Annotated in this window: 25 protein-coding genes; 17 read left to right on the top strand and 8 right to left on the bottom strand. The window is 69.9% G+C overall.

Annotation, left to right across the window (positions count from 1 at the left end; all coding sequences use genetic code 11):
• The first annotated feature begins 4 nt into the window (after positions 1-4).
• The 4 genes from MXC99_RS04100 (at position 5) to MXC99_RS04085 (ending at position 3415) form a co-directional block, all read left to right on the top strand.
• Positions 5-301, top strand: coding sequence for a DNA-binding protein (locus MXC99_RS04100; RefSeq protein ID WP_247724286.1), 297 nt, complete (start codon positions 5-7; stop codon positions 299-301).
• Position 302: 1 nt separating this feature from the next.
• The gene (locus MXC99_RS04095) at positions 303-614 is read left to right on the top strand and encodes a helix-turn-helix domain-containing protein (protein WP_107219744.1); all 312 of its coding nucleotides are present in this window, start codon (positions 303-305) and stop codon (positions 612-614) included.
• Between the two features lie 384 nt (positions 615-998).
• Entirely contained in the window at positions 999-2993 is a 1995-nt protein-coding gene (locus MXC99_RS04090; RefSeq protein ID WP_247724285.1) for a methyl-accepting chemotaxis protein, read from the top strand.
• Positions 2994-3052: 59 nt separating this feature from the next.
• Positions 3053-3415, top strand: coding sequence for a flagellar protein FlaG (locus MXC99_RS04085; RefSeq protein ID WP_247724284.1), 363 nt, complete (start codon positions 3053-3055; stop codon positions 3413-3415).
• 52 nt (positions 3416-3467) lie between these two features.
• Here the strand turns inward: MXC99_RS04085 and fliE are convergent, their stop codons facing one another.
• A complete protein-coding gene (gene fliE, locus MXC99_RS04080) occupies positions 3468-3791 on the bottom strand; it encodes a flagellar hook-basal body complex protein FliE (protein ID WP_247724283.1) in 324 nt (107 codons plus the stop codon).
• A 285-nt stretch (positions 3792-4076) separates the two neighbouring features.
• On the opposite strand from fliE, the gene fliF reads away from it, so the two are divergent.
• The 13 genes from fliF to fliR all read left to right on the top strand — a co-directional run bounded on the left by fliF (position 4077) and on the right by fliR (position 15323).
• Positions 4077-5735, top strand: a complete 1659-nt coding sequence (gene fliF, locus MXC99_RS04075; RefSeq protein WP_247724282.1) for a flagellar basal-body MS-ring/collar protein FliF — start codon at positions 4077-4079, stop codon at positions 5733-5735.
• Positions 5728-6741: a flagellar motor switch protein FliG gene (gene fliG / locus MXC99_RS04070; protein ID WP_247724281.1), complete on the top strand. Its 1014-nt coding sequence runs from the start codon at positions 5728-5730 to the stop codon at positions 6739-6741. The genes fliF and fliG overlap by 8 nt, the downstream gene beginning before the upstream one ends.
• Complete coding sequence (locus MXC99_RS04065) at positions 6734-7483, top strand: flagellar assembly protein FliH (protein WP_247724280.1); 750 nt, start codon at positions 6734-6736, stop codon at positions 7481-7483. Before fliG ends, MXC99_RS04065 begins: the two co-directional genes overlap by 8 nt.
• On the top strand, positions 7476-8894 hold the full coding sequence (gene fliI / locus MXC99_RS04060; protein WP_282100130.1) for a flagellar protein export ATPase FliI: 1419 nt from the start codon (positions 7476-7478) through the stop codon (positions 8892-8894). The genes MXC99_RS04065 and fliI overlap by 8 nt, the downstream gene beginning before the upstream one ends.
• Positions 8891-9349 (top strand): flagellar export protein FliJ, encoded by a 459-nt coding sequence (gene fliJ, locus MXC99_RS04055; RefSeq protein ID WP_247724279.1) that lies wholly within the window; start codon positions 8891-8893, stop codon positions 9347-9349. The genes fliI and fliJ overlap by 4 nt, the downstream gene beginning before the upstream one ends.
• Positions 9350-9436: 87 nt before the next feature.
• Positions 9437-10942, top strand: coding sequence for a flagellar hook-length control protein FliK (locus tag MXC99_RS04050; protein ID WP_247724278.1), 1506 nt, complete (start codon positions 9437-9439; stop codon positions 10940-10942).
• A 125-nt stretch (positions 10943-11067) separates the two neighbouring features.
• Positions 11068-11541 carry a flagellar basal body-associated protein FliL gene (gene fliL, locus MXC99_RS04045; RefSeq protein WP_247724277.1) on the top strand — a complete coding sequence of 158 codons (474 nt, stop codon included), beginning with the start codon at positions 11068-11070 and terminating at the stop codon, positions 11539-11541.
• A 15-nt stretch (positions 11542-11556) separates the two neighbouring features.
• On the top strand, positions 11557-12591 hold the full coding sequence (gene fliM, locus MXC99_RS04040) for a flagellar motor switch protein FliM (protein WP_247724276.1): 1035 nt from the start codon (positions 11557-11559) through the stop codon (positions 12589-12591).
• A complete protein-coding gene (gene fliN, locus MXC99_RS04035) occupies positions 12588-13091 on the top strand; it encodes a flagellar motor switch protein FliN (RefSeq protein ID WP_247724275.1) in 504 nt (167 codons plus the stop codon). Before fliM ends, fliN begins: the two co-directional genes overlap by 4 nt.
• Positions 13088-13483, top strand: a complete 396-nt coding sequence (gene fliO / locus MXC99_RS04030) for a flagellar biosynthetic protein FliO (protein ID WP_247724274.1) — start codon at positions 13088-13090, stop codon at positions 13481-13483. Before fliN ends, fliO begins: the two co-directional genes overlap by 4 nt.
• A complete protein-coding gene (gene fliP, locus MXC99_RS04025) occupies positions 13480-14223 on the top strand; it encodes a flagellar type III secretion system pore protein FliP (RefSeq protein WP_282100129.1) in 744 nt (247 codons plus the stop codon). The genes fliO and fliP overlap by 4 nt, the downstream gene beginning before the upstream one ends.
• 22 nt (positions 14224-14245) lie before the next feature.
• Positions 14246-14515, top strand: coding sequence for a flagellar biosynthesis protein FliQ (fliQ, locus tag MXC99_RS04020; protein ID WP_247724273.1), 270 nt, complete (start codon positions 14246-14248; stop codon positions 14513-14515).
• A 13-nt stretch (positions 14516-14528) separates the two neighbouring features.
• On the top strand, positions 14529-15323 hold the full coding sequence (gene fliR, locus MXC99_RS04015; protein ID WP_247724272.1) for a flagellar biosynthetic protein FliR: 795 nt from the start codon (positions 14529-14531) through the stop codon (positions 15321-15323).
• Between the two features lie 45 nt (positions 15324-15368).
• On the opposite strand, the gene flgL is transcribed toward fliR, so the two are convergent.
• The 7 genes from flgL to MXC99_RS03980 form a co-directional block, all read right to left on the bottom strand.
• Positions 15369-16607: a flagellar hook-associated protein FlgL gene (gene flgL, locus MXC99_RS04010; RefSeq protein ID WP_247724271.1), complete on the bottom strand. Its 1239-nt coding sequence runs from the start codon at positions 16605-16607 to the stop codon at positions 15369-15371.
• Positions 16608-16626: 19 nt separating this feature from the next.
• Positions 16627-18264 carry a flagellar hook-associated protein FlgK gene (flgK, locus tag MXC99_RS04005; protein ID WP_247724270.1) on the bottom strand — a complete coding sequence of 546 codons (1638 nt, stop codon included), beginning with the start codon at positions 18262-18264 and terminating at the stop codon, positions 16627-16629.
• Between the two features lie 110 nt (positions 18265-18374).
• Positions 18375-19514, bottom strand: coding sequence for a flagellar assembly peptidoglycan hydrolase FlgJ (gene flgJ / locus MXC99_RS04000; RefSeq protein ID WP_247724269.1), 1140 nt, complete (start codon positions 19512-19514; stop codon positions 18375-18377).
• A complete protein-coding gene (locus tag MXC99_RS03995) occupies positions 19514-20662 on the bottom strand; it encodes a flagellar basal body P-ring protein FlgI (protein WP_282100128.1) in 1149 nt (382 codons plus the stop codon). The genes flgJ and MXC99_RS03995 overlap by 1 nt, the downstream gene beginning before the upstream one ends.
• On the bottom strand, positions 20646-21338 hold the full coding sequence (locus MXC99_RS03990) for a flagellar basal body L-ring protein FlgH (protein WP_247724268.1): 693 nt from the start codon (positions 21336-21338) through the stop codon (positions 20646-20648). Before MXC99_RS03990 ends, MXC99_RS03995 begins: the two co-directional genes overlap by 17 nt.
• The gene (gene flgG, locus MXC99_RS03985; RefSeq protein WP_247724267.1) at positions 21338-22120 is read right to left on the bottom strand and encodes a flagellar basal-body rod protein FlgG; all 783 of its coding nucleotides are present in this window, start codon (positions 22118-22120) and stop codon (positions 21338-21340) included. The genes MXC99_RS03990 and flgG overlap by 1 nt, the downstream gene beginning before the upstream one ends.
• Before the next feature lie 22 nt (positions 22121-22142).
• Entirely contained in the window at positions 22143-22901 is a 759-nt protein-coding gene (locus MXC99_RS03980; RefSeq protein WP_247724266.1) for a flagellar basal body rod protein FlgF, read from the bottom strand.
• Positions 22902-22904: the final 3 nt, after the last annotated feature.

Raw genomic sequence — 22904 nt, 5'->3', positions numbered from 1 at the left:
GAGCATGCGCACCGTGATCGAAACCCCGACCTTCCAGAAGCAGGCCGACAAACTGTGGACCGAAGGTGAGCGGCTGGACTTCATCGTCTGGATTGCCGGGCACCCCGAGGCAGGCGACGTGATCCCCGGCGCAGAAGGAGCGCGCAAAGTGCGCTGGCAGCGCCAGGGGGCCGGCAAATCGGGCGGCGCCCGGGTCATTTACTTCAACCTGGCGGCCAACGAAGTACTGCTGCTGGTGGCGGTCTACGCCAAGTCAGCGCGTGAAAACCTGTTACCGAAAGACATTCGGAAAGGGCTGTGACATGAAAGACATCGACAAGATCGCCCGTGCCATCGAGGCCGACGCCGGCGAGGCACTGCCCGACTTGCGCCAGGCGCTGGCAGAGGCCCAGGCCGGGCTGGGACGGGTCACCACGCCGGCGCAGATGCTGCTGCGCCAGGCGCGCCAGGCGTCGGGGCTGACGCAGCAGGCCTTTGCCGAGCGCATCGATACGCCGGTGGCCACCCTGCGCGACTGGGAGCAGGGGCGCTTTGCGCCGCCGGGCGGGGTGCTGTGCCTGCTGCGCCTGATCGTGCGCCACCCCGAGCTGGCGCAGGAGCTGCAAGCAGCTTGACGGCGACTAGAAAAAAGGGGGCAGATCCCTATTTCACCTGGGTCGTAGGGGCGACTCGGCGGGTCGCCCCTACCGCCTTGCGCTGGCATGACTGAGCGGAAAAACCGGGGTCAAGCGGAAAAACCGGGGTCAGACCCCTGTTCCTGCGAGCAGAATCACCGAAGCCCGAGAAGAGGGAAAGGGGTCGGCCCCTGCTTCTGCTGTTTCTGCAGACGGAGGATCTGGCCATAGCCCGGCGGATCTGCGAGCCGAAGACCCTGCGGATGTTGCAGTTTTTTGACGCCTTCATCCTAAAGTTCGGCGCCCGGTTTCCGATAGACCACGAACAGCCTCGTCCGGCCCAGGCCGCACGCGGCGCGTTTTGCCACGGAGACTCCGATCGTCATGAACACGCTGCTGCACCGCCTTCCCCTCGTGTACAAGTTTGTCCTCGCCCTCGTGCTGCCCTTGCTGGCGACGGCGTATTTCGGCCTCGCCGGCATCCTCGAGCGGATGGACGCGATGCGCGCGGCCACCGGCCCGCAGGCCACTACCGCGCTCGCCCAGCAGGCCGCCGCCCTGCTCCACGAACTGCAGCGCGAACGCGGCTACTCCTCGGGGCACGTCGTCACCCAGGACGGTCGCATCCGCCCCAAGCTCGACGCCCAGCGCGTGCTGGTGGACAAGCAGCGCGAACAGTTCACCGTCTTCGTCAATCAGGCCGACCCCGACCTCATCGGCAGCGCGCTGCTCGAGCGGGCACGCGCGCTGCTGCCCTATTTCGCCGAAACGGTGGGGATGCGCAACGAGATCAACGAGCGCAAGATCAGCTCGTACGACGTCGTGCGCCGCTACACCGAACTCATCAGCGAGCTGATCACACTGATCGACGCCGCCACCGGCTTCGGCAGCAGCGACGCCGGGGTGCGCACGCCGGCGGTCTACAACGTCCTGATCCGCCTGAAGGAAACCGCCGGCATCGAACGCGCGGTGATCACCGCCGCACTCAACGCCGACACCATCCACGCCGAAGTCTACGAGCGCCTGGCCGCACTCAGCACCGACGAACGGACGTATTACAAGATGGTGGAGCTGATGGGCGAGTCCGCGGTGCGCGAGCGGCTGGCCGAAGCCTATTCCAGCGGCGAGCTGCAGCGCCGCATCAGCGAGATCCGCAACGCGATCACCCTCCACGGCGACGTGAAGAGCATCGACCCCTTCGAGTGGTTCGACCTCAAATCGCGCCAGATCGGCTTGGTGAAGGAGATCGAGGACGAGATGACCAACGCCCTCATCGCCCGCGCCGGCGAGCTGCATGCCGAAGCGCGCGCGGCGCTGATCAGCTACCTGGCGGTGGTCGTCCTCTCGGCCGTACTCGCCAGCATCGCCACGATCCTGATCGCGCGCAGCATCCTGAGTCCGCTCGCACGCACCCTGCGCGTGCTCGGCAGCGACCAGAACAACCTCACCCGCCGCCTCGACGTGCCCGGCAGCGACGAGTTCTCGCGCCTGAACCGCGCCTTCAACGACTCGCTCGCCAGCACCGAGCAGCTCGTTTCCAGCATCCGCCGCACCGCCCAGTCGGTGGGCATCGCCAGCCGCGAGATCGCCCAGGGCAACGACGATCTCGCCAGCCGCACCGAGCAGCAATCCACCGCGCTGGTCGAGATCGCCTCCAGCCTGGAAGAGATCACCGCCACCGTGCGCAACACCGCCGACCACGCCCGCAGCGCGCAGGCGGTGTCGTCCGAAGTCGCCACCCAGGCCGACGAGGCCACCCGGGTATCGACCGCGGCGCGCGCCGCGATGCAGCGCATCCACGAGGCCAACCAGCGCGTGACTTCGATCGTCGCCGCGATCGACAGCATCGCCTTCCAGACCAACCTGCTCGCACTCAACGCCTCGGTCGAGGCCGCCCGCGCCGGCGAACACGGCCGCGGCTTCGCGGTGGTCGCCGCGGAAGTGCGCAAGCTCTCGAGCCGCAGCGCCAACGAAGCCGAGCAGATCCGCAACCTCGTCGCCGACAACGTCGCCAGCATCGACGAAGGGCAGAAGCTGGTCGCCACCACCGGCGAGACGCTGGAAGCGATCGCCGGCCGGGTCAAGCAGATGGCCACCCAGATCGCGGAAATCTCGACCGCCGCCGACGAGCAGTCCGCCGGCATCGGCCAGATCAACCAGGCGGTGTCGCAGCTCGAGCAGATGATCCAGCAGAACGCCGCGCTGGTCGAAGAAACCGCCGCCGCCAGCCAGTCGCTCGACGACCAGGTCGCAGACATGAGCGACGAGATCGACCGCTTCAAGGTTTCCGACGAGATCACCGCCCACCACCCCGGCGTCGCGGGCGCGGAGGCCTACACCGCGGGGCAGAAGCTGCTGCTTTCCGGCGCGACGGCCTGAGTACGCCACCCGGCCCGCCACTACCGTGATTCGATGATCCTTCACCAGGACCCACGACCATGAGCTCACCGCTGATCGACGCCGGCGCCGCCCCTGCGGGGCCCGCCCTTTACGACCTCACTCCGCGCCAGCGCCTGGAGCAGGTGATGTCGCGCCTGCCACCGGCCACCAGCGTGCTGTCCGAAGACGGCGCCGCCGCACCCAGCCGCGGCGAGCTGGTCGAACCGCTGAAGCGGATCAACGAGGTGATGCGCGGCTACGGCCTCGAATTCAGCCTCGACGAGGACTCCGGGCGCTGGATCACCCGCGTCGTCGACCGCGAATCGGGCGAGCTGCTGCGCCAGATTCCCGCCGAGGAAGTTCTCGCCATTGCCCGCCGGCTCGACCAGAGCCAGGGCCTGATCCTGCGCTCCAGCGCCTGATCCGCCCCTGCCCGTTCACCCCGCAACCGGGTGCTGAGGCGGGGCGGGCAATCTACACCTGCATGTTCATGATGTCGCGGTAGGCCGAGATCAGCCGGTTGCGCACCTGCACGCCCATCTGGAACGCGAGGCTGGCTTTTTGCATGTCGACCATCAGGTCGTCGAGCTCGACGCCGGGGGCGCCGGACTGGAAGGCGAGCCCTTTCGCCCCGGCCTGCTGCTGCAGGCGGTTGATGCGGTCGATCGAGGCCGCCAGTTCGTCGGCAAAGCCGCCCGCGCCCACGCTGGTCTGCACGGATGCGGCCTTCGCCCCGCCCGCAGCCTGGGCAGCGAGCGTTTGCAGGGCCTGCAGGGAAGACTGGATGGGGGAGGACATTGGGTACACCGAAAGAAGAAGGGCCGGAGTGCAGCTTCACCCACCGAGGCGAGGGCTGCACGGGGTGGGCCGAGTCTAGCAGCGCACCCCCCCTGCCGGTGGGCACAATTGGCACCGAAAAGCGGAGCTGTTCCACTCTTTTGCTCTGTCCCCGACCATGATAATGAGCGGTCATCCAAATTCCGCCCTGCCGCCGCTTCCAGCGCAACCGGCACCCGAACATGCAAACACGGCATCCGATCAACCCGTTCCGTCTCCCGCACACGACCGTATCCGGGCCCGCCCATGAGTGACCAGGCCGCAGGCGCCCGCGGCGCGGGCGTGGCGCAGGCGCTCGGCTCGCTGCGTGCCCACCCCATGCTGGCCTTCGCCATTGCCGCCGCCGCCGTGGTGGCGGTGGTGGCGGTATTGCTGATGTGGGCCGGGCGCCCCGAATACCGGGTTCTGTTCAGCAATCTCGGCGAAGCCGACGGCGGGCGCATCATCGCCGCGCTCGACCAGCGCGGCGTGCCCTACCGCTTCAGCGAAGGCGGCCAGGCCCTGATGGTGCCGGCCAGCGAAGTCCACGTGCTGCGCCTGCAACTGGCCGAGGAAGGGCTGCCGCGCGCGGGCAACGTCGGCCTCGAAGTGATGGACCAGCAACGCTTCGGCGCCAGCCAGTTCGCCGAGCAGATCAGTTTCCAGCGCGGCCTCGAAGGCGAGCTGTCGCGCTCGATCGGGGCGATGAGCCCGGTGGCGAGCGCGCGCGTGCACCTGGCGCTGGCGCGCAATTCGGTGTTCGTGCGCGAACGCGAGCCGGCGAAAGCCTCGGTGGTGGTCGGCCTGCACCCCGGGCGCAGCCTCAGCGACGGCCAGGTGCGCGCGATCGTGCACCTGGTGTCGAGCAGCGTGCCCGAACTGGCGGCGGAGAACGTCACCGTGGTCGGCGACGACGGCCGCCTGCTGAGCACGCCGGCCGCCGGCGCGCGCGACATGGACAATACCCAGCTCGATTTCGTCGCCGAAATCGAACGCTCCTTCCAGCACCGCATCGAGAACATCCTCGCACCGCTGTTCGGCGCCGCCAACGTGCGCGCCCAGGTCGTCGCCGAAATCGATTTTTCGCGGCGCGAGGAAACCTCCGAGCGCTACGGCCCGAACCAGACACCGAACGAGGCCGCGGTGCGCAGCCGCCAGTCCACGCTCGACTACGGCGCCCGCGAAGACCTCGCCGGCGGGGTGCCGGGCGCGCTCAGCAACGTTCCGCCCGCTACCCCGCCGTCACCGATCGACGCCCCGGCCGAGGCCGCCGCCGAAGCCGGGCTCGCCCGCGACCCCGAACGGCTGCGGCGCGACGAGGTGGTCAATTTCGAAGTCGACCGCGCCATCGCCCACATCCAGTACCCGCGCGGCCAGCTGCGCCGGCTATCGGCCGCGGTGGTGGTCAATCACCGCGCCGAGACGGACGAGAACGGGGCCCTGCGCAGCGTCGCCCTGAGCGCCGAAGAGCTGGCCCAGGTGGACCGCCTGGTGCGCCAGGCGATCGGCTTTTCAGCGGCGCGCGGCGACCAGGTCGAAGTGGTCAACAGCCCCTTCATGCGCGCCGAGGATGAACCTCTCGCCCTCGACTGGTGGCAGTCGCCGTCCTTCGACAGCCTGATCCTGCCGCTGGTCCGCTACGGCCTCGTCGCACTCGCCGCCCTGCTGCTCTACCTGCTGATCCTGCGCCCGCTGCTGCGGCGGGCGGTGCCCGCCACGACGGCGGCCGCGGCGGAAAGCCAGGCCGCCGCCGAAGCGGCGAAAGCGGCAGAAGAAGAGGAGGAAGAGGTGGTCTACGAGCCGTCCAAGCGCAAGCGCCGGAATTCGGCCTACGAGGCCCACCTCAGCAGCCTGCAGGAAATGGCCCAGGACGACCCCCGCCTGATCGCGATGATCGTGCGCAACTGGATGAATTCAAGTGAGTAACCCGTCGCCCGGACAGTCGATCCCCGGCCTGCGCCGCAGCGCGATCCTGCTGCTGGCGCTCGACGAGGACGTCGCCGCCGAAGTCTTCAAGTTCCTGTCCGCCACCGAGATCCAGCGCGTGACCAAGGAAATGGCCGCGCTCGAGCAGGTCTCGCACGAAGAGATGCGCGCCGTGCTCGCCAGCTTCCACGCCGAGACCGAGGAATTCACCGCGCTCAACCTGAACTCCAGCGACCGCATCCGCTCGGTGCTGGTGAAGGCGCTCGGCAGCGAGCGCGCCACCAGCCTGATCGAGGACATCTTCGAGCAGTCCGAATCGTCTTCGGGCATCGATGCGCTGAACCTGATGGAAGCTTCGGTGGTGGCCGACCTGATCCGCGAGGAGCACCCGCAGGTGATCGCCACCGTGCTGATCCACCTCGAACGCCGCCAGGCGGCGCAGGTGCTCGAGCACTTCCCGGAAAAACAGCGCAACGACGTGATGCTGCGCGTGGCGACCTTCAGCGGGGTGCAGCCGAGCGCGCTGCAGGAGCTCACCGAGGTGCTCTCCGGCCTGCTCGACGGCCAGAACATCAAGCGCAGCAAGATGGGCGGCGTGCGCACCGCGGCCGAGATCCTGAACCTGATGAACTCGGCCACCGAGGAATCGGCGATCGAGACCGTGCGCGCCTACAACGAAGGCCTGGCGCAGAAGATCATCGACGAGATGTTCCTGTTCGAGAACCTGCTCGAACTCGACGACCGCGCGATCCAGCTGATCCTCAAGGACATCGACCCCAACGCGCTGTCGGTCGCGCTCAAGGGCGCGCCGTCGGAGCTGCTCGACAAGTTCATGCGCAACATGTCGCAGCGCGCCGCCGACCTCCTGCGCGAGGACATCGACGCCCGCGGCCCGGTGCGGCTGTCGCAGGTCGAGGCCGAGCAGAAGACGATCCTGCAGGTCGTGCGCCGCCTCGCCGAGAGCGGCGAGATCGTGCTCGGCGGCGGAGACGACGCCTATGTCTGACAAGCGCGGCGCCGGCTCGGCGGCCTGGCATCGCTGGCAGCTCGACGAGTTCGTCGCGCCCGCCACGGCCGCGCCGGGCGGACGCACCGCGCCCCCTTCCGGGCACGAGGCCGTGCTCGCGGCGCGGCGCGAGCGGCTCCGGCGCGATGCCGCCGAAGCCGAGCGCCGCGCTGGGTTCGAGGCCGGACGCAGCGCCGGCTTCGAGCAGGGACTGGCCGAAGGCCGCGCCCAGGGGCTGGCCCAGGGGCTCGCCGAAGGCCGCGCCGAGGCCGAGGCCGAACTCGAGCGGCGCTGCCGGGAAACGCTCGAACCCTTGCGCACCCTCGCCTGCGCATTCGGCGAAGCGCTCGGCGAACTCGACCGCATGGTCGCCGACGAGCTTGCCGAACTCGCCCTCGCCACCGGCCGCCAGCTCGCCTTCGACGCCCTGCGCACCCGCCCCCAGCAGGTGCTGGAAATCGTCCGCCTGCTGCTCCACAGCGACCCCGCACCCGCCGGACAACCGCGCCTGTGGCTCAATCCGCAGGACTGCCGCTTGGTCGAGCGCCACCTCGGCAGCGAGTTGCAGGCCGCGGGGTGGACGCTGCAGCCCGACGACGCCCTGCAGCGCGGCGATTGCCGCCTGGTCAGCCCGGGCGGCGAACTCGACGCCACCTGGGCGACGCGCTGGAAGGCGGTGAAGGCGCAGCTGCGCCGCCGCCGCCCCACCGAAGGCGGCAGCGAGCACGACGGCCATGATTGAATCCCCCGCCGCGCCGCCGCCCTCGCCCGCCGCCGCCGCTCACGGCGCGCGCTGGTGCGACACCCTGCGCCGCGTGCGTGCCCGCGTCGAGCACTGCCCGCAGGTGCATCGCAGCGGGCGCGTGGTGCGCGCCACCGGGCTGGTGATCGAAGTCATCGGCCTGCGCATCGCGCTCGGCAACGCCTGCCGCATCGAACTCCCGCCCGGCGCCGACGGCAAACCGCGCGCCGCCGCCGCCGAAGTGGTCGGCTTCGCCGGCGAGCGCCTGTTCCTGATGCCGCTTGCCGACACCGTCGGCCTGATGCCCGGCTCCCGCGTGTTTCCGCTCGAAGACGGCAGCGCCGCGCACGATGCGCGCCGCTTTCCGGTCGGCGAGGCTCTCCTCGGGCGGGTCGTCGACGGCAACGGCGAGCCGCTCGACGACGGCCCCGCCTTCGACGGCATCGCCCGCGCGCCGCTGTCGGCGCCGCCGCTGAACCCGCTCGCGCGCGCCCCGATCGAAGAGCCGATCGACGTCGGCATCCGCGCCATCAACGCCTTGCTCAGCGTCGGCCGCGGTCAGCGCATGGGCCTGTTCGCCGGCTCCGGGGTCGGCAAGTCGGTGCTGCTCGGGATGATGGCGCGCTACACCCGCGCCGATGTCATCGTCGTCGGCCTGATCGGCGAACGCGGCCGCGAAGTGCAGGACTTCATCGACAACATCCTCGGCGAAGAGGGGCGGCGCCGCGCCGTGGTCGTGGCCGCGCCGGCCGACACTTCGCCGCTGCAGCGCCTGCAGGGTGCGGCCTATGCGACCCGCATCGCCGAGCATTTTCGCGACGAAGGGCGCGACGTGCTCCTGATCATGGACTCGCTGACGCGCTACGCGATGGCCCAGCGCGAGATCGCCCTCGCCATCGGTGAACCGCCGGCGACCAAGGGTTACCCGCCGTCGGTGTTCGCGAAGCTGCCGGCGCTGGTCGAGCGCGCCGGCAACGGCCGCCGCGGCGCCGGCTCGATCACCGCGTTCTACACCGTGCTCACCGAGGGCGACGATCAGCAGGACCCGATCGCCGACTCGGCGCGCGCGATCCTCGACGGCCACATCGTGCTCGCGCGCTCGCTCGCCGAAGCCGGCCATTACCCGGCAATCGACATCGAAGCCTCGATCAGCCGGGTGATGACCGAGATCGTGCCTCCCGCCCATCTCGCCCGCGCGCGCCGCTTCAAGCAGCTGTTCTCGCGCTACCGGCGCAACCAGGATCTGATCGGGGTCGGCGCCTACACGCCCGGCCACGACCCCCAGCTCGACGAGGCGGTGGCGCGCTTTCCCGCGCTCGAAGCCTTCCTCCAGCAAGGCATCGACGACTGCGCCGCGCTCGAAGGCTCGCACCAGGCGCTCGCCGCGCTATTCGGAGAATCGGCCGGATGAGCAAACCGCCCACTACCCTCGACACCCTGCTCGAGCTCGCCCGTAGCGCCTGCGACCGCGCCGGCGACGCCCTGCGCCAGGAGCGCCGCGACGCCCAGCAGATCGAGGCGCGCATCGGCGCGCTCGAGCAGTACCGCCAGGAATACCTCGAGCGTCTGCAGCAGGCGATGGCGCGCGGCATCGATCCGGTGCTGGTGGACAATTACCGGCGCTTCCTCGCCTCGCTCGACAGCGCCCTCGAAGGCGCCCGCAGCGCACTCGCCGCCCAGCATGAAAAAGTGGAGGGCGGCATCCGCCACTGGCACAATGCCCGCCGCCGGGTCGCATCCTACGACACCCTGGCGAGCCGGCGCGTGCTCCAGCAGGCGGTGCTGGAACAGCGCGCCGAACTCCGCGCCAGCGACGAGCTGGTGACCGGACGCCTGGCCCGGCGCCAGGCGCAGCGCGGACGCTGACCCCATGCACGGCATGCGCGCCCCTTCCGGCGCCACCTTCGGATTTCGATGCGGGCCGAATGCCCGCGAGCACGGAGCAGGACAACCATGGCGATGATCGATCTTCACACTCTGCTCGGCATGGCCCCCACTCAGGGCGCCAACGGAGCCCCTGCTTCCCTTCTTCCCGGCGCCGGCAGCGGTGACAGCGCGGCACCCGCGACTTTCGCCAGCGCAATGAGCGCAGCGCTCGCCGGCCGCAGCCCGACACCGCCAAGCGCGCCGCCGGCCGCAGCGCCATCCATTCCCCCGGTGCCTTCCGCACCGGGCAGCCCCCCCCAGGACGGCCGGACGGCACTCGCCGCCGCCTTGCAGGCGGCGCTCGGCGCAGTCGCGCCCGGAACCGGGATGGAAACCCGCCTGCCCGCGCCGGAGGATCCGCTGGCGGCCGCTTCCCTCCTTCCGGAACAGCCCGTAGACGAAAGCAGCGAAGACGCGACAACCGATCTGTCGCAGCTTGCCGCCACCCTCCCGGCAGCCCCGCCCCTCCCCGTAGCCCCGCCCCTCCCGTCCGGGCACGTCTCCCTGCCCCCGGAAGCCACTCCCCCCGCCACGGCGGCAGGCGACAGCCTTCGGCTGGACGCGGCGGCGGCCGCACCGGGACGCCCCGACGATCCTGCAGCGGCGCTCGCGCCGGCCGACCGCGGTGCAGCCGGCGCCGCCATCGCAGCGGCGCTGCCGGGCACGACGCCCGCAACCCGCATCACCACGAACCTCCCCGCTACCCCCGCCGGCGCCGACAGCGCAGCGCCGGGACTACCCGGCACTGCCCCCGTCGTCGGCGAAACGGCGGCAGCCCGCACGGCGGCCTCCACCGCCAGCGCCCCGGCCGGAACCGTCCTGCCGGTCGCTACCCTTGCGACCGCAGCGGCCGACGAATCCGCCTCCCGCACCACCACGCCTGCGGACGGCGGCACGCCCGCTATGACAGCTCCGGCAGCCCCGGCAACGGTGGCACCGGCGGCCACCGACGCGCCTTCCCCGGCCCCCGCTCCGGCCGCCCCCGCTTCGTTCGGCTCGATCGCAGCCGAAGCGGTGTCGGCTTCCCCGCCGGCCGCCCCCCCTGCCTCCGTGGCTGGCGCAGCCCCTGCAGGCCCGTCCGCAGCACCGGCCAGCGCCACCCTCCACCATCTGCCCGGCAGCGCACAGTGGCCGATCGAACTCGGCCAGCAGCTGCTCGTGCACGGGCGTGACGGCGCGCGCCAGATCGAACTGCGCCTGAGCCCGCCCGAGCTCGGCCCGCTGTCGGTCACGCTGTCGATGACCGAGCGCAGCGCCCAGTTGCAGTTCGTCGCCCACCACGTGCAGGTGCGCGAAGCGCTCGAACAGGCCATCCCGCAGCTGCGCGAAGCGCTCGCCAGCCAGGGCATCACGCTCGGTGAAGCCGGAGTCAGCGACCGCCGCGGCGACTCGCAGGGCAGCGCCGGTTTCACTGCCGGCAACCGCGCCGGCGGTGAAGCGTCGGCCGATGACGGCGGCGAAGCCGGCACCGCGGTGCAAGCCGCCGCCGCCGCGGCACTGCTCGCCGCCGGACGGGTCGACATCCATGTGTGAGCGTTCGCCCGCCACAGCCAGCAAACCGGGAAGAACGGCGGCTGCAGTGCCCCTGTTCGGGGCATCGCCACGCGCTCCGGCACGCGATACTGCCGAGTTGATCCAGATATGATCAAGGGAACCCGATGAGTGCAACGAAGCTCGGCTCGAGCAAAATGCTGATGCTCGTGCTGGTCTTGGCGACACTGGCGTTGGCCAGCGCCGGCATGGCCTTGTATGTCCTGATGGGCGCGCGCAGCAGCGAAGCCGCCACCGCGGCCGCACCCGAGGCGCCGCCGCCGCCGCCGATCTTCGTTCGCATCGAACCGTTCACGGTGAATCTTCCCGAAGACAATTACGGGCCGCGCCTGCTCTACACCGGCCTCAGCCTGAAAGTCGCCGACGAGCGCAGCCGCCAGACCCTGGTCGAGCACATGCCGCAGGTGCGCAGCCGCCTGCTGATGCTGTTCCCGGGGCGCAAGGCCGCGGAGCTGACCGCTCCCGGCGGCAAGGAATCCTTGCTCACCGAAATGCGCGCGGTGCTGCAGGCGCCGTTCTCGAGCACTCACGCCGCCCCGGCCATCGAGGACGTGCTGTTTACCGAATTCATCGTGCAGTAAGCCCGGCCGCCCGCCATGTCACAGGACGATCTGCTGTCGCAGGAAGAGATCGATGCCCTGCTCAAGGGTGTCAGCGGCGACAACGAAGCCACCCCCAGCCCCGCCGCGGCCCGCCTGCGCCGCTACGATCCGGCCACCCAGCACCGCGTGGTGCGCGATCGCCTGCACACGCTCGACATCATCAACGAGCGTTTCGCGCGGCAGTTCCGCATGGGGCTGTTCAACCTCATGCGGCGCACCGTCGACATCACCGTCGATGGCGTGCGCTACCTGAGCTACAGCGAGTTCTCGCGCAACGTGCCGGTGCCGGCAAACATCAACATGGTCGCGCTCAAGCCCCTGCGCGGCTCGGCCCTGGTGGTGTTTCCGCCCAGCCTGGTGTTCATGGTGGTCGACAACCTGTTCGGCGGCGACGGACGCTTCCTGGCGAAGTCCGAAGGCCGGGAATTCACCAACACCGAGCAGCGCATCATCCAGCGCATCCTGGCGCTCGCCATCGAAGCCTACGGCGAAGCCTGGAAGGCGGTCTATCCGCTCGAGATCAGCTACCTGCGCTCGGAGATGCAGTCGCGCTTCGCCAACATCACCAACTCGCCCAACGAGATCGTCGTCAACACCGTGTTCAACATCGAGGTCGGCAACCTCTCCAGCAGCTTCAACATCTGCATGCCGTACACGATGATCGCGCCGCTGCGCGACCTGCTGACCAACCCGCTCAACGACGCCCGCACCGGCGACGGCAACTGGCGCCAGCGCCTGGCCGGGGAGCTGCGCCACTCGCAGGTCGAGCTGGTAGCCGAATTCGCCACCCTGCCGAGCCACATCGCCCAGGTGCTGGGGCTCAAAGCCGGCGACGTGCTGCCGCTCGAACTGCCCGAAACCATCCTTGCCAAGGTCGACGGCGTGCCGGTGATGGAATGCGAGTACGGCCGCCAGCGCGACCAGCGCGCGCTGCGCGTGCGCCGCCTCATCGACCATGTGCCCGACGGCCCGCAGGCCGGCACGCTGGCCGGCCTTGCCGCATCGAAACCCAAGGAAAGCCAAGCATGACTGATCCCGATCCCTCCCAACCGGACCTCAACGACGACTGGGCCGCGGCGTTTGCCGAGCAGGACCAGGGAGCGCCGGCGGCCGGTGCCGACGACGATCCATGGGCGGCGGCGCTCGCCGAGCAGCAGGGCACGGTGGAGCCCCCTGCAGCGCCCGCGCCGGCAGCGAACGCGCGCAGCGCCGGCGACGACGTGTTCCGCCCGCTCGCCCAGGGCGGTGCCGGCACCGCGCAGGCGCGCGACCTCGAGATGATCCTCGACATCCCGGTCCATCTGACGGTCGAGCTGGGCCGCGCCCGGATCACGATCAAGCAGCTGCTCGAGCTCGCCCAGGGATCGGTGGTCGAGCTCGAAGGCCTCGCCGGCGAGCCGATGGACATCCTGATCAACGGCTACCTGATCGCCCAGGGGGAAGTGGTGGTGATCGAGGACCGCTACGGCATCCGCATCACCGAGATCATCACTCCCTCCGAGCGCGTGCAGAAACTCAACCAGCGATGAGCGCCAGCCCCGCCGCGTCTGTCGCGCTCGAGGCCGGCGCTGCCGACTCGCTGTTCGGCCTGGCGCTGTTCGGCCGCAGCGCGGCGGCACTGGCCCTCGTGCTCGTGCTGATCTTCGCCTGCGCCGCGCTGCTGCGCCGCTTCGGCCCGGCACGGGTCGCCGGCGCCGGCTGCCGGCTGCGCCGCGTCGGTACGCTGGCGCTGGGCGGGCGCGAGCGCGTCGAAGTGGTGGAGGTGGAAGGGCGCTGGCTGGTGCTCGGAGTGGGCGCGGACGGCGTGCGCCTGCTCGAGCGCATCGAGCCCGCACCCGCTGCAGCGGGGGCACCGGCCCGGAGTTTCGCCACCGAGTTGCGCGAACGCATCGGCACCGGCAGCCCGCCGGAGGCGCCGTGAAGCGCTTCACCGCCGGCGGGCTGCTGGCGCTGACCCTGCTCCTGCCCCTGCCGCTGTTCGCCCAGCAGCTGCCCGGCCTCGTCAGCCAGCCGTTGAGCGGCGGCGCCCAGCAGTGGTCGATTCCGCTGCAGACCCTGCTGCTGCTGTCGAGCCTGGCCTTCCTCCCCGCGCTGGTGCTGATGATGACCGGCTTCACCCGCATCGTCATCGTGCTCAGCCTGCTGCGCATGGCGATCGGCACCCAGTCGGCGCCGCCGAACCAGGTCCTGCTCGGTCTCGCGCTGTTCCTGACCCTGTTCGTGATGTCGCCGGTGCTGGCCCAGGTCTACGACAGCGCCTGGCAGCCGCTGGCCGCGGGCACGATCGATTTCGGCGAATTCCTGCGCATCGCCCAGGGGCCGTTCCGCGAGTTCATGATGGCGCAGACGCGCGAACCCGACCTCGCGCTGTTCGCCCGCCTCGCCGGCGCCGGCCCGATGCAGGGGCCGGAGGACGTGCCGCTGCAGGTGATGGTGCCGGCGTTCGTGACCAGCGAGCTGAAGACCGCATTCCAGATCGGATTCACGATCTTCCTGCCGTTCCTGATCATCGACCTGGTGGTGGCGAGCGTGCTGATGTCGCTGGGCATGATGATGGTGCCGCCGGCGACGATCTCGCTGCCGTTCAAGCTCATGCTGTTCGTGCTGGTCGATGGCTGGCAGCTCGTCATCGGTTCGCTGGCGGCGAGCTTCCAGGTCTGAAGCGCCCACCGGAGACGCGTCCATGACTCCCGAAATGGTGATGACCCTGGCGTACAAGGCAATGCAGACCGCGGTCCTGCTGGCGGCGCCGATGCTCCTGATGGCCCTGCTCACCGGCTTGCTGATCAGCCTGTTCCAGGCCGCGACGCAGATCAACGAGATGACCCTGTCGTTCATCCCGAAGATCCTCGCGGTGTTCGCGGTGCTGGTGCTGGCCGGACCCTGGCTGCTCGAACTGATCACCACCTACACCCGCGAGCTGTTCACCAGCCTGCCGACACTGGTGCGCTGAGCGCCCGCTCGCGATGTTCACCGTCGACGCGGCCCAGCTCGAGCTCTGGATCACGGCCTTCCTGTGGCCGTTCGCGCGCATCACCGGGTTTCTCGCCGCATCGCCGCTGTGGGGCCACAGCAGCGTGCCGACGCAGGCGAAGATCGGGCTCGCCGCCCTGGTGTCGATCCTGGTTGCCCCCACGCTGCCGCCCCTGCCCGCAGGCGGACCGTTTACCTGGACGGGCGCGGGCATCGTGCTCGAGCAGATCCTGATCGGGGTGGCGATCGGCCTCGTGATGCAGGTCGCTTTCGCCACGGTGCAGGCGGCGGGGGAATTCATCGGCCTGCAGATGGGCCTGGCCTTCGCCACCTTCTTCTCGCCCGACACCGGCACCAACACGATGATCCTGTCGCGCCTGCTGCACATGGTGACGCTGCTGCTGTTTCTCGCCTTCGACGGCCACCTGGTGGTGCTGGAAATCCTCGCCGCCAGCTTCACCACCCTGCCGGTGGGGTTCGGCGGACTCGAACCGGGCGCCTTCGCGATGCTGGCGCGCTACGGCGCGACGATCTTCGCCAGCGGCCTGCTGCTGGCGCTGCCGCTGGTGGCACCGCTGCTGATCATGAACCTGACGCTGGGCATCCTGAACCGCTCCGCGCCCCAGCTCACCGTGTTCAACATCGGCCTGCCGGCCTCGCTCAGCGTCGGCCTGGTGCTGCTGGCGGTGCTGATGATGGACCTCGGCCGCTTCGTGCAGTCGCACTTCAGCGCCGTGCTCGGCTTCCTGCGCGAACTGCTCGACCTGCTCGCCCCGCTGGCAGGATGAAGCGCCCTCGCCCGAGGGGCGGGAAGGATGTCCCTCTGCCCCCCCTTACATGCGGCTGAACAGGGACATGGTCTTCATCGTGGTGAACACTTCGTACGACGCCTGCAGGCCGACCTGGCGCAGGCTGTAGTCGGCAGTGGCCTGGACGTAGTCGAGATCGACCAGGTCGGACAGGGTCTGCTCGTAGTTGAGCATGCGGTTGGCGCCGACCGAGTCGACGACGTCGAGTTCGTTCAGGCGCGCCCCGGCCGAAGCGCGCACGGTGAGGACGTTGTCCTGGGCGTTGGCGAACTCGCGCATCGACGTGTTCAGGGTGTTGCGCAGCGCGGCCTTGGCCGCCGGGGTGTCGGCGGGCGTTTCGAGCGCGGCGAGGACCTGCTCGAAGCTGCGGAAGATATCGGGGTCCATCTTCTGCGCGGGGGCGAGCTCGAAACGGTCGCCGTCCGCGGGATCGCCTGCGAAGGCCATGCTCAGGCCGGCGAAGGTGACCGGCTTGCCGCTTTCGTAGGCGAGATCTTCGAGGCCGGGCACGGCGGCCCAGGTGCTGGTGGCCTCGTCGTAACGCGACACCGTATAGGTCTGTGCGCCGCCGGCATCGATTGCAAACTCCACCCGGTGCCGGTCACGATGCCCGCTTTCAGTGGCATCGACCACGCTCGGCCCGGTGAAGGTGACGCTGCCGGCATTACCCTCGTCGGCACGGGCGAGATGACCGGCGGTACCCGGCACGCGGAGGAACACGTTCTCGCCGTTTTCCGCGACCTGCATCAGGCGCGAGGCGTCGATGCGCAGCGCGCGGGCGTTGTCGTCGCCGTTGTATTCGATGTTGCCGCTACCGTCCTTCTGGAACGGCGGGCTGCCGTCCTGGTAGCCGCCGAACAGGTAGCGGCCGTTGCCGTCGGTGGCGTTGGCTTGGCCGATCATCACTTCGTAGAGGCCGCGCAGTTCGCTCGCCACCGACTGACGGTCGGCATCGCCCAGCGTGTCGCTCGAAGCCTGCACCAAGAGGGTGCGGGCGCGCTCGAGCACGCTGCTGGCACTGTCGAGCACGCTTTCGGTCTGGGCCAGGCTGTTGCGGGCGCTGACGCGGGCATCGGCGTACTGCTCGGTGACCGCCATCGCCTGCGACACGCCGACCGCGCGCGAGGCGGCCTGCGGGTCGTCCGACGGATTGACCACGCGGCGCCCGCTGGCGATCTGCTGGCCGGTCTTGAGGAAGCCGGCCTGCTGCCGGTTCATGGACGAAACGCTCTGTTCGTAGACGGTGACGGTGCTGATGCGCATGGCGGGCGGTCCGGTGGGATCAGGCCTTGAGGCCGAGGACGATGTCGAGCACCGTGGTGCCGGTTTCGATGACTTTGGCGTTGGCCTGGTAATACTGCTGGTAGCGGATCAGGTTGGCCGCCTCCTCGTCGAGGTTCACTCCCGACTCGGCCTGCTGCAAGCCCTGGAGCTGTTCCCTGAGACCGCTCATGGCCTGGAGGTTGACCTCGACCACGTTGGCGCGGTTGCCGACGTCACCCACCATCGCGGCATAGGCCTGGGTGACGCTGGCGCGACCGCCGACGATGCTGGCACTCTGCAGATCCTGCAGCTTCAGGGCGTTGCGGTTGTCGCCGCTGCCAGCGGCCTCGCCGGCAGCAATCTGGTCGATGTCCGCGATCGCGACGTTGATGTTGCCGGCACCGCGACGCACCGGCTGGATCTCGAACCGGTCGCCGGTCTGCAGGAGGGCAGGATCGTCGAACGTCAAGGTGATGCCGCCGAAGCGCAGCGTATCGGTCCCGTCGTACTGCACTTCGCCGGCGTCGAGCGAGGCCCCGGTGTCGCGGCGCACCACGGTGAAGTCGGGCGTCGCAGCGTTGGTGACCCGGACCGTGTAGTCGGTCGCACGCAGCGCCGTGTAATCGTCTTCGACATAGGCGGTGCCGACGATCTCGGCCGTGCCCTGGTTGCGCGCATCGGCATAGGCTTGCGGGGTGCCGAGGGTGAAGAAATCGCCCCCCGCAGCGTCGTTGAGATCGACCCCTGCGGCATGCTGCGCGTTGAAGGCGAGCGCCAGGGTCACGGCGAGCTGGCCGAGCTGGTTCTGGGTGCGGTCGAGGGTCTCGCTGCGGAACGTGAGCACGCCGCCGAGGCTGCCGCCGGTGATGACGTCGTCGGGAAGCGCCGACAGGCCTCCGCCGCCATCGCGGTAGGCGACCGCGAGGCGCTGCGGGTCGGTCTTCGAGGTCACCGCCTCGAGCCCGTAATGACGGGTGCCGGCCACCAGCGGCTGGCCGTTGGCGAGGCTGACGTTGTAGGTGGTGCCGTCCTGGATTTCCAGGCGCAGGTCGATGCGCTCGGCGAGCTGCGCCACCATGTGGTCGCGCTGGTTGAGCAGGCTGTTGGGCGCCTCGCCGTTGCGTGCCCGCGCCAGCGCGATCTCGCGGTTGAGCGTGGCGAGCTGTTCGGCGAGGTTGTTGATCTGGAACACTTCGTCGCGGACCATGCCGTCGACGCCTTCCTGCATGTCCTGGAGGTAGCCGTCGAAGCCGCGCAACTGCGCAGTCAGGGTATTGGCCGTGCCGAGCACGCCCTGGCGCGCGGCGGGATCGGAGGGCGCGGCGGCCAGATCCTGGAGTGCGGAAAAAAAGCTCTGCATCAGCGGCGCGAGGCCGGCGTCGCGGTCGGCGAGCAGGTTGTCGATCTGCGCGATCTGGGTCTGATAGGCCTGCAGCGCGTTGACCGAGGACACCGTGCCGTTGAGCTGCGTGGCGACGAACTGGTCGAACTGGCGCTCGACGTCGCCGACCTTGACGCCGCCGCTGCCGGTCTCGGCGAAGCTGACCACTTCGCGGTTGTAGCCCGGGGTATAGACGTTGCTGACGTTGTTGCTGGTGGCGACGAGGGCGATTTGCGCCGTACGCAGGCCGGTGATGCCGATCGATTGAATGTCCATCGCTGTGTCCCGAAGTCTTGGTTGAATCTATCGGCCGTGCGCCGGGGTTCTTGAGCCCTTCGCGGCTCCGGCCGCACCGGCGCCGCCGGGATCGCGCCGTGCCCGCGCGCTCAACCGTCCGGGAGCGTTCCCGGGCGGAGCGCGGCCAGCGGAGCGCGGCCCGCGGCCAGGCCGCGGCCGCCGCCGATCCGGTCGAGGATCGCACCGAGCTTGTCGGCGTAGGCGGGGTCGGTGGCATAGCCGCCCTGCTGCAGCGCGCGCGCCGCGGCATGGGCGTCGGGTGCGCTGCGCACCGCGGCGTAGCGCGGACTGCGTGCGATCAGGCGGGCGTAGTCGGTGAAGGCCTGCTCGTAGGACGGGTAAACGCGGAAACGGGCGGTCTGCGCCTGACGCTTGCCGTCGATGTACTCGTGGGTGCGCACCTCGGTGACCGCCCCCTTCCACTCCGCTCCGGCCTTGATCCCGAACAGGTTGTGGCTGTCGCGGCCGTCGGCGGCGGGAATGCGGCGCTGCCCCCAGCCGGTTTCGAGCGCAGCCTGGGCGATGATCAGCTCGGCGGGGACGCCGCTGGCGCGGGCGGCGGCGCGGGCCGGGGTGGCGATCCGGTCGATGAATTCGCGCGCATGCGCGGGCAGCGCGGCGAAGGAAGCGGCGGGCGCGGCCGCGGGCGGCATGGGCTCACGGCCCTGGCCCCACGGCGCAAGGGCCGCCTGCGGCGGCGCCCGATATTGCGGTGGAAGCGCGGGCGCCGGATCGATGGCGGGAACGAGGCGTTCGCCGCCGCGCCAACGCGCGCGATCGCCGCCATCACCGGGCGCCGGTGCCGGGACCGGCGCTTCCACGGGAGCCGGAAGCGGCGCCTGGAGGCGGGCGTCGAGCCGCCGCGGCGCGGCCGGAGGCGCGGCGCCGGCCGCACCGTCGGGGCTGGCCGCGGGCTGCGCGCCGGACGGGCGCTGGGCCTGGAGCTGGGCGCTCAGCATGCGGGCGAGACCGATGCCGCGGGCGGCGATGTTCTGCGCCTGCTGCTGGTCGAGCAGGGCAGTGTAGAACCGGCCGTTGCGCTCGTCGTAGAGACCGGATTCGGGAATCGTCGCCCGCATGCCTTCGAGCATCTTCTGCACGAACAAGGCCTCGAACTGGCGCGCGGCCTCGTCGACGGCCGCAGCTGAATCTTCGCGCGCGGTCCGCTTCAGGCGCTGCAGTCCGTGCACGTCGAGGGCGAGCGAGGCGCGATCGGCGGGCAGGCTCATCAGATCACCTCGAGCTCGGCGCGCAGCGCGCCGGCCGCCTTCAGCGCCTCGAGGATCGACATCAGGTCCTGCGCATTGACGCCGAGGGCATTGAGCGCGCGCACCACTTCGCCCAGCTCCGCGCCCTCGACCAGGCGCAGGGTGCCGGGCTGCTGTTCGATGCTGATCTTGCTGTCGGGCACGACCACGGTCTGTCCGCCGCTCAGCGGGGGCGGCTGCGACACCCGGTTTTCGGTGTCGATGACGATCGACAGGTTGCCGTGGGCCACTGCGGCACGGCCGAGGGTCACCGCACGGTTCATCACCACCGAGCCGGTGCGCGAGTTGATCACCACCCGCGCCGGGGCATCGCCCGGCGTCACCCGCAGGCTTTCGATGCGGGCGATGAAGCGCACCCGCTCATCGTCCTCGAGCGGGCCGTCGAGGGTGATGACGCGGCTGTTGCGGGCGGAAGCGACCACCCGCCGGAATTCGATGTTGATCGCGTTGACCACGCGCTGCGCGGTGCCGAAGTCGGCCTCGCGCAGTTCGAGTTCGAGGCGGCCGTCGTCGCCGCCGAGTGCGAGTGCGACCTCGCGCTCGACCGTTGCGCCGCGAGCGATGCGCCCGCTCGCCTGGTGATTGACCTGCACGCTGCTGCCGCCGGCGGCGGCGCCGGCCCCGCCGACCAGCAGGTTGCCCTGGGCGATGGCGTAGATCTCGCCATCGACGCCCTTCAGCGGCGTCATCAGCAGGGTGCCGTTGCGCAGGCTGCGGGCATTGCCGATCGAGGACACGACGACGTCGATGCGCTGGCCGGGGCGGGCGAACGGCGGCAGATCGGCGGTGACCATCACCGCGGCGACGTTGCGCAGCTGCATGTTGGTCCCCGGCGGCACGGTGACGCCGAGCTGCGACAGCATGTTGGCCAGGCTCTGGGTGGTGAACGGGGCCTGAGTGGTCTGGTCGCCGCTGCTATCGAGGCCGACGACGAGGCCGTAGCCGACGAGCTGGTTGTCGCGCACGCCGGCGAAGCTGGCCAGTTCGCGGATGGTTTCGGCCTGCGCCGGCAGCACCCCGATCGATGCGGACAGGCACAGCAGGACCGCCGCGGCGCGGCACAGCCGGCGCATCAGCCGGTACCCGGGCAGTTCAGAAAGGAGTGACATTCAGGAAAAACCGCTGCAGCCAGCCCATCGTCTGGGCTTCGTTGATGTAGCCATCGCCGGTGTACTCGATGCGGGCGTCGGCGACCTGGGTCGATGCCACGGTGTTCTGGGCGGTGATGGTGCGCGGATTGACGACGCCGGAGAAGCGGATGAATTCGACGCCCTGGTTGATCGCGATGCGCTTTTCCCCTTGCACGCGCAGGTTGCCGTTGGGTTCGACCTCGGCGACCCAGACCGTGATCGTGCCTTCGAACTTGTTGTTCGCCTTGGCCGCGCCCTTGCCTTCGAAGTCATTGCTGCCCGACAGGTCGAAACCGAAATCGGAGAGTTTTTTCAGCTTGTCGGGAACCTGCGCCGGAACGAAGTCGGCACCGCCCTTGCGGTTGGCGCTGGCGCTGGAGCTCTTGCTCGCGCTGACTTCCTCGTCGAGGACGATGGTGAGGATGTCCCCCGGGCGGCGCGGACGGCGGTCCTCGAACAACGGTTGCAAGCCGTGCGCGGACTGGAAGATGGCGCCGTTGGCGGGCGCCGCCACGACCGGCGTGGCGGGGGTGCGCTGGAGGTCGCCGACCACCGAAGGGCGCGGCAGCTGGGCACAGGCGCCGAGCGCGAGGGCCGCCAGCAGCGCAGGCAGAACGGTGCGCCGGGGCCGGGCGCGGAGCAACGGCACCGGCATCACAGCTGGGCGAGGCGGGCCAGCATCTCGTCGCTCGTCTTCACCGCACGGCTGTTGATCTCGTAGGCACGCTGGGTCTCGATCATGTTGACCATTTCCTCGACCACATTGACGTTGGAGACTTCGACGTATTCCTGGAACAGGCGGCCGGCGCCGTTCACGCCGGGAATGGTGTCGTTGCGCGCACCCGAAGTCGCGGTTTCGCGGTACAGGTTGCCGCCGATGCTCTCCAGCCCGCTCGGATTGACGAAGGTGGAGACGGTGATCTGGCCGACCTGGTTGGCTTCGGTGATGCCGGGCTGGGTCACCGAGACGATACCGTCCTCGCCGATCGACACCGACAAGGCGTTTTCCGGGATGAAGATCGCGGGTTCGAGCGGATAGCCGTTGGCCGTGACCATCTGACCGTTTTCGTCGAGCTGGAAGCTGCCGTCGCGGGTGAACGCGGCCGAGCCGTCGACCAGGCGGACCTGGAAGAAGCCCTGGCCGTTGATCGCCAGGTCGCGCGAGCTGCCGGTGTGCTGCAGGCCGCCCTGGGTGTGCAGGCGCTCGGTGGCCACCGGGCGCACCCCGGTGCCGACCTGCATCCCCGAAGGCAGGCGGTTCTGGACGTCGTTCTGGGCGCCGGGCTGGCGCAGGTTCTGGTAGAGCAGGTCCTCGAACACCGCGCGCGAGCGCTTGAAGCCGTTGGTGCTGACGTTGGCGAGGTTGTTGGCGATGACGTCGAGCTTAACCTGCTGCGATTCGAGGCCGGTCTTGGCCGTCCACAAGGATTTGATCATGGTGAGTGCTCCTGTTCTGTCCTCAGCCCTGCAGGGACAGCAGGCTGTTCGCGCGTTGGGCGTTTTCGTCGGCGGTGCCGATGACCTTCATCTGCATCTCGTAGCGGCGGGCGAGATCGATCATCGACACCATGGTTTCGACCGCGGAGACGTTGCTGCCTTCGAGCGCGCCGCTGGTCACCCGCAGCGTCTCGCTCGCGGGGAGCGGGACGATGTTGCCGTCGGCCCCCGGTGGCGGGCGGAACAGGCCGTCGTCGCCGCGCTGCAGGCCGGCGCCGCGGCCATCGACGAGCTTGATGCGCCCGACCGCGACCAGCGCCTTGGCGTTTTCGCCGACCCCGATCACGCTCACCGTGCCGTCGCTGCCGATGAAGGTGTCGGCCCCCGGCGGCACCATCAGCGGCCCGCCTTCACCCATCACCGGGCGGCCGTTGCTAGTCAGCATGCCCGCGCCGTCGAGCTGGAGGTCGCCGCGGCGGGTGTAGGCCTCGCCGCCGCCGGCCGCCTGCACCGCGATCCAGCCTTCGCCTTCGAGGGCGATGTCGAGGGCGCGCCCGGTGCGGGTGATCGGCCCGGCGCGGAAGTCCGCGCCCGGCGTCGATGCCACCGTGGACACCCGCGTCGGCAGGGTGCCGACGCCTTCGACCGGTACCGCACGGGCGGCGTGGAGCTGGGCGCGGAAGCCGCTGGTCGACACGTTGGCGAGGTTGTGGCTGACCACTTCCTGCTGCGCCATCGTCTGGCTGGCACCGCTCATCGCGGTGTAGAGGATTCTGTCCATGGC

The sequence above is a fragment of the Thauera aromatica genome (assembly GCF_023093595.1).
GTDB lineage: Bacteria > Pseudomonadota > Gammaproteobacteria > Burkholderiales > Rhodocyclaceae > Thauera > Thauera aromatica_A.
The sequence above is the reverse complement of the archived record's forward strand: the minus strand, read 5'-3'. Positions and strand labels throughout refer to the sequence as shown.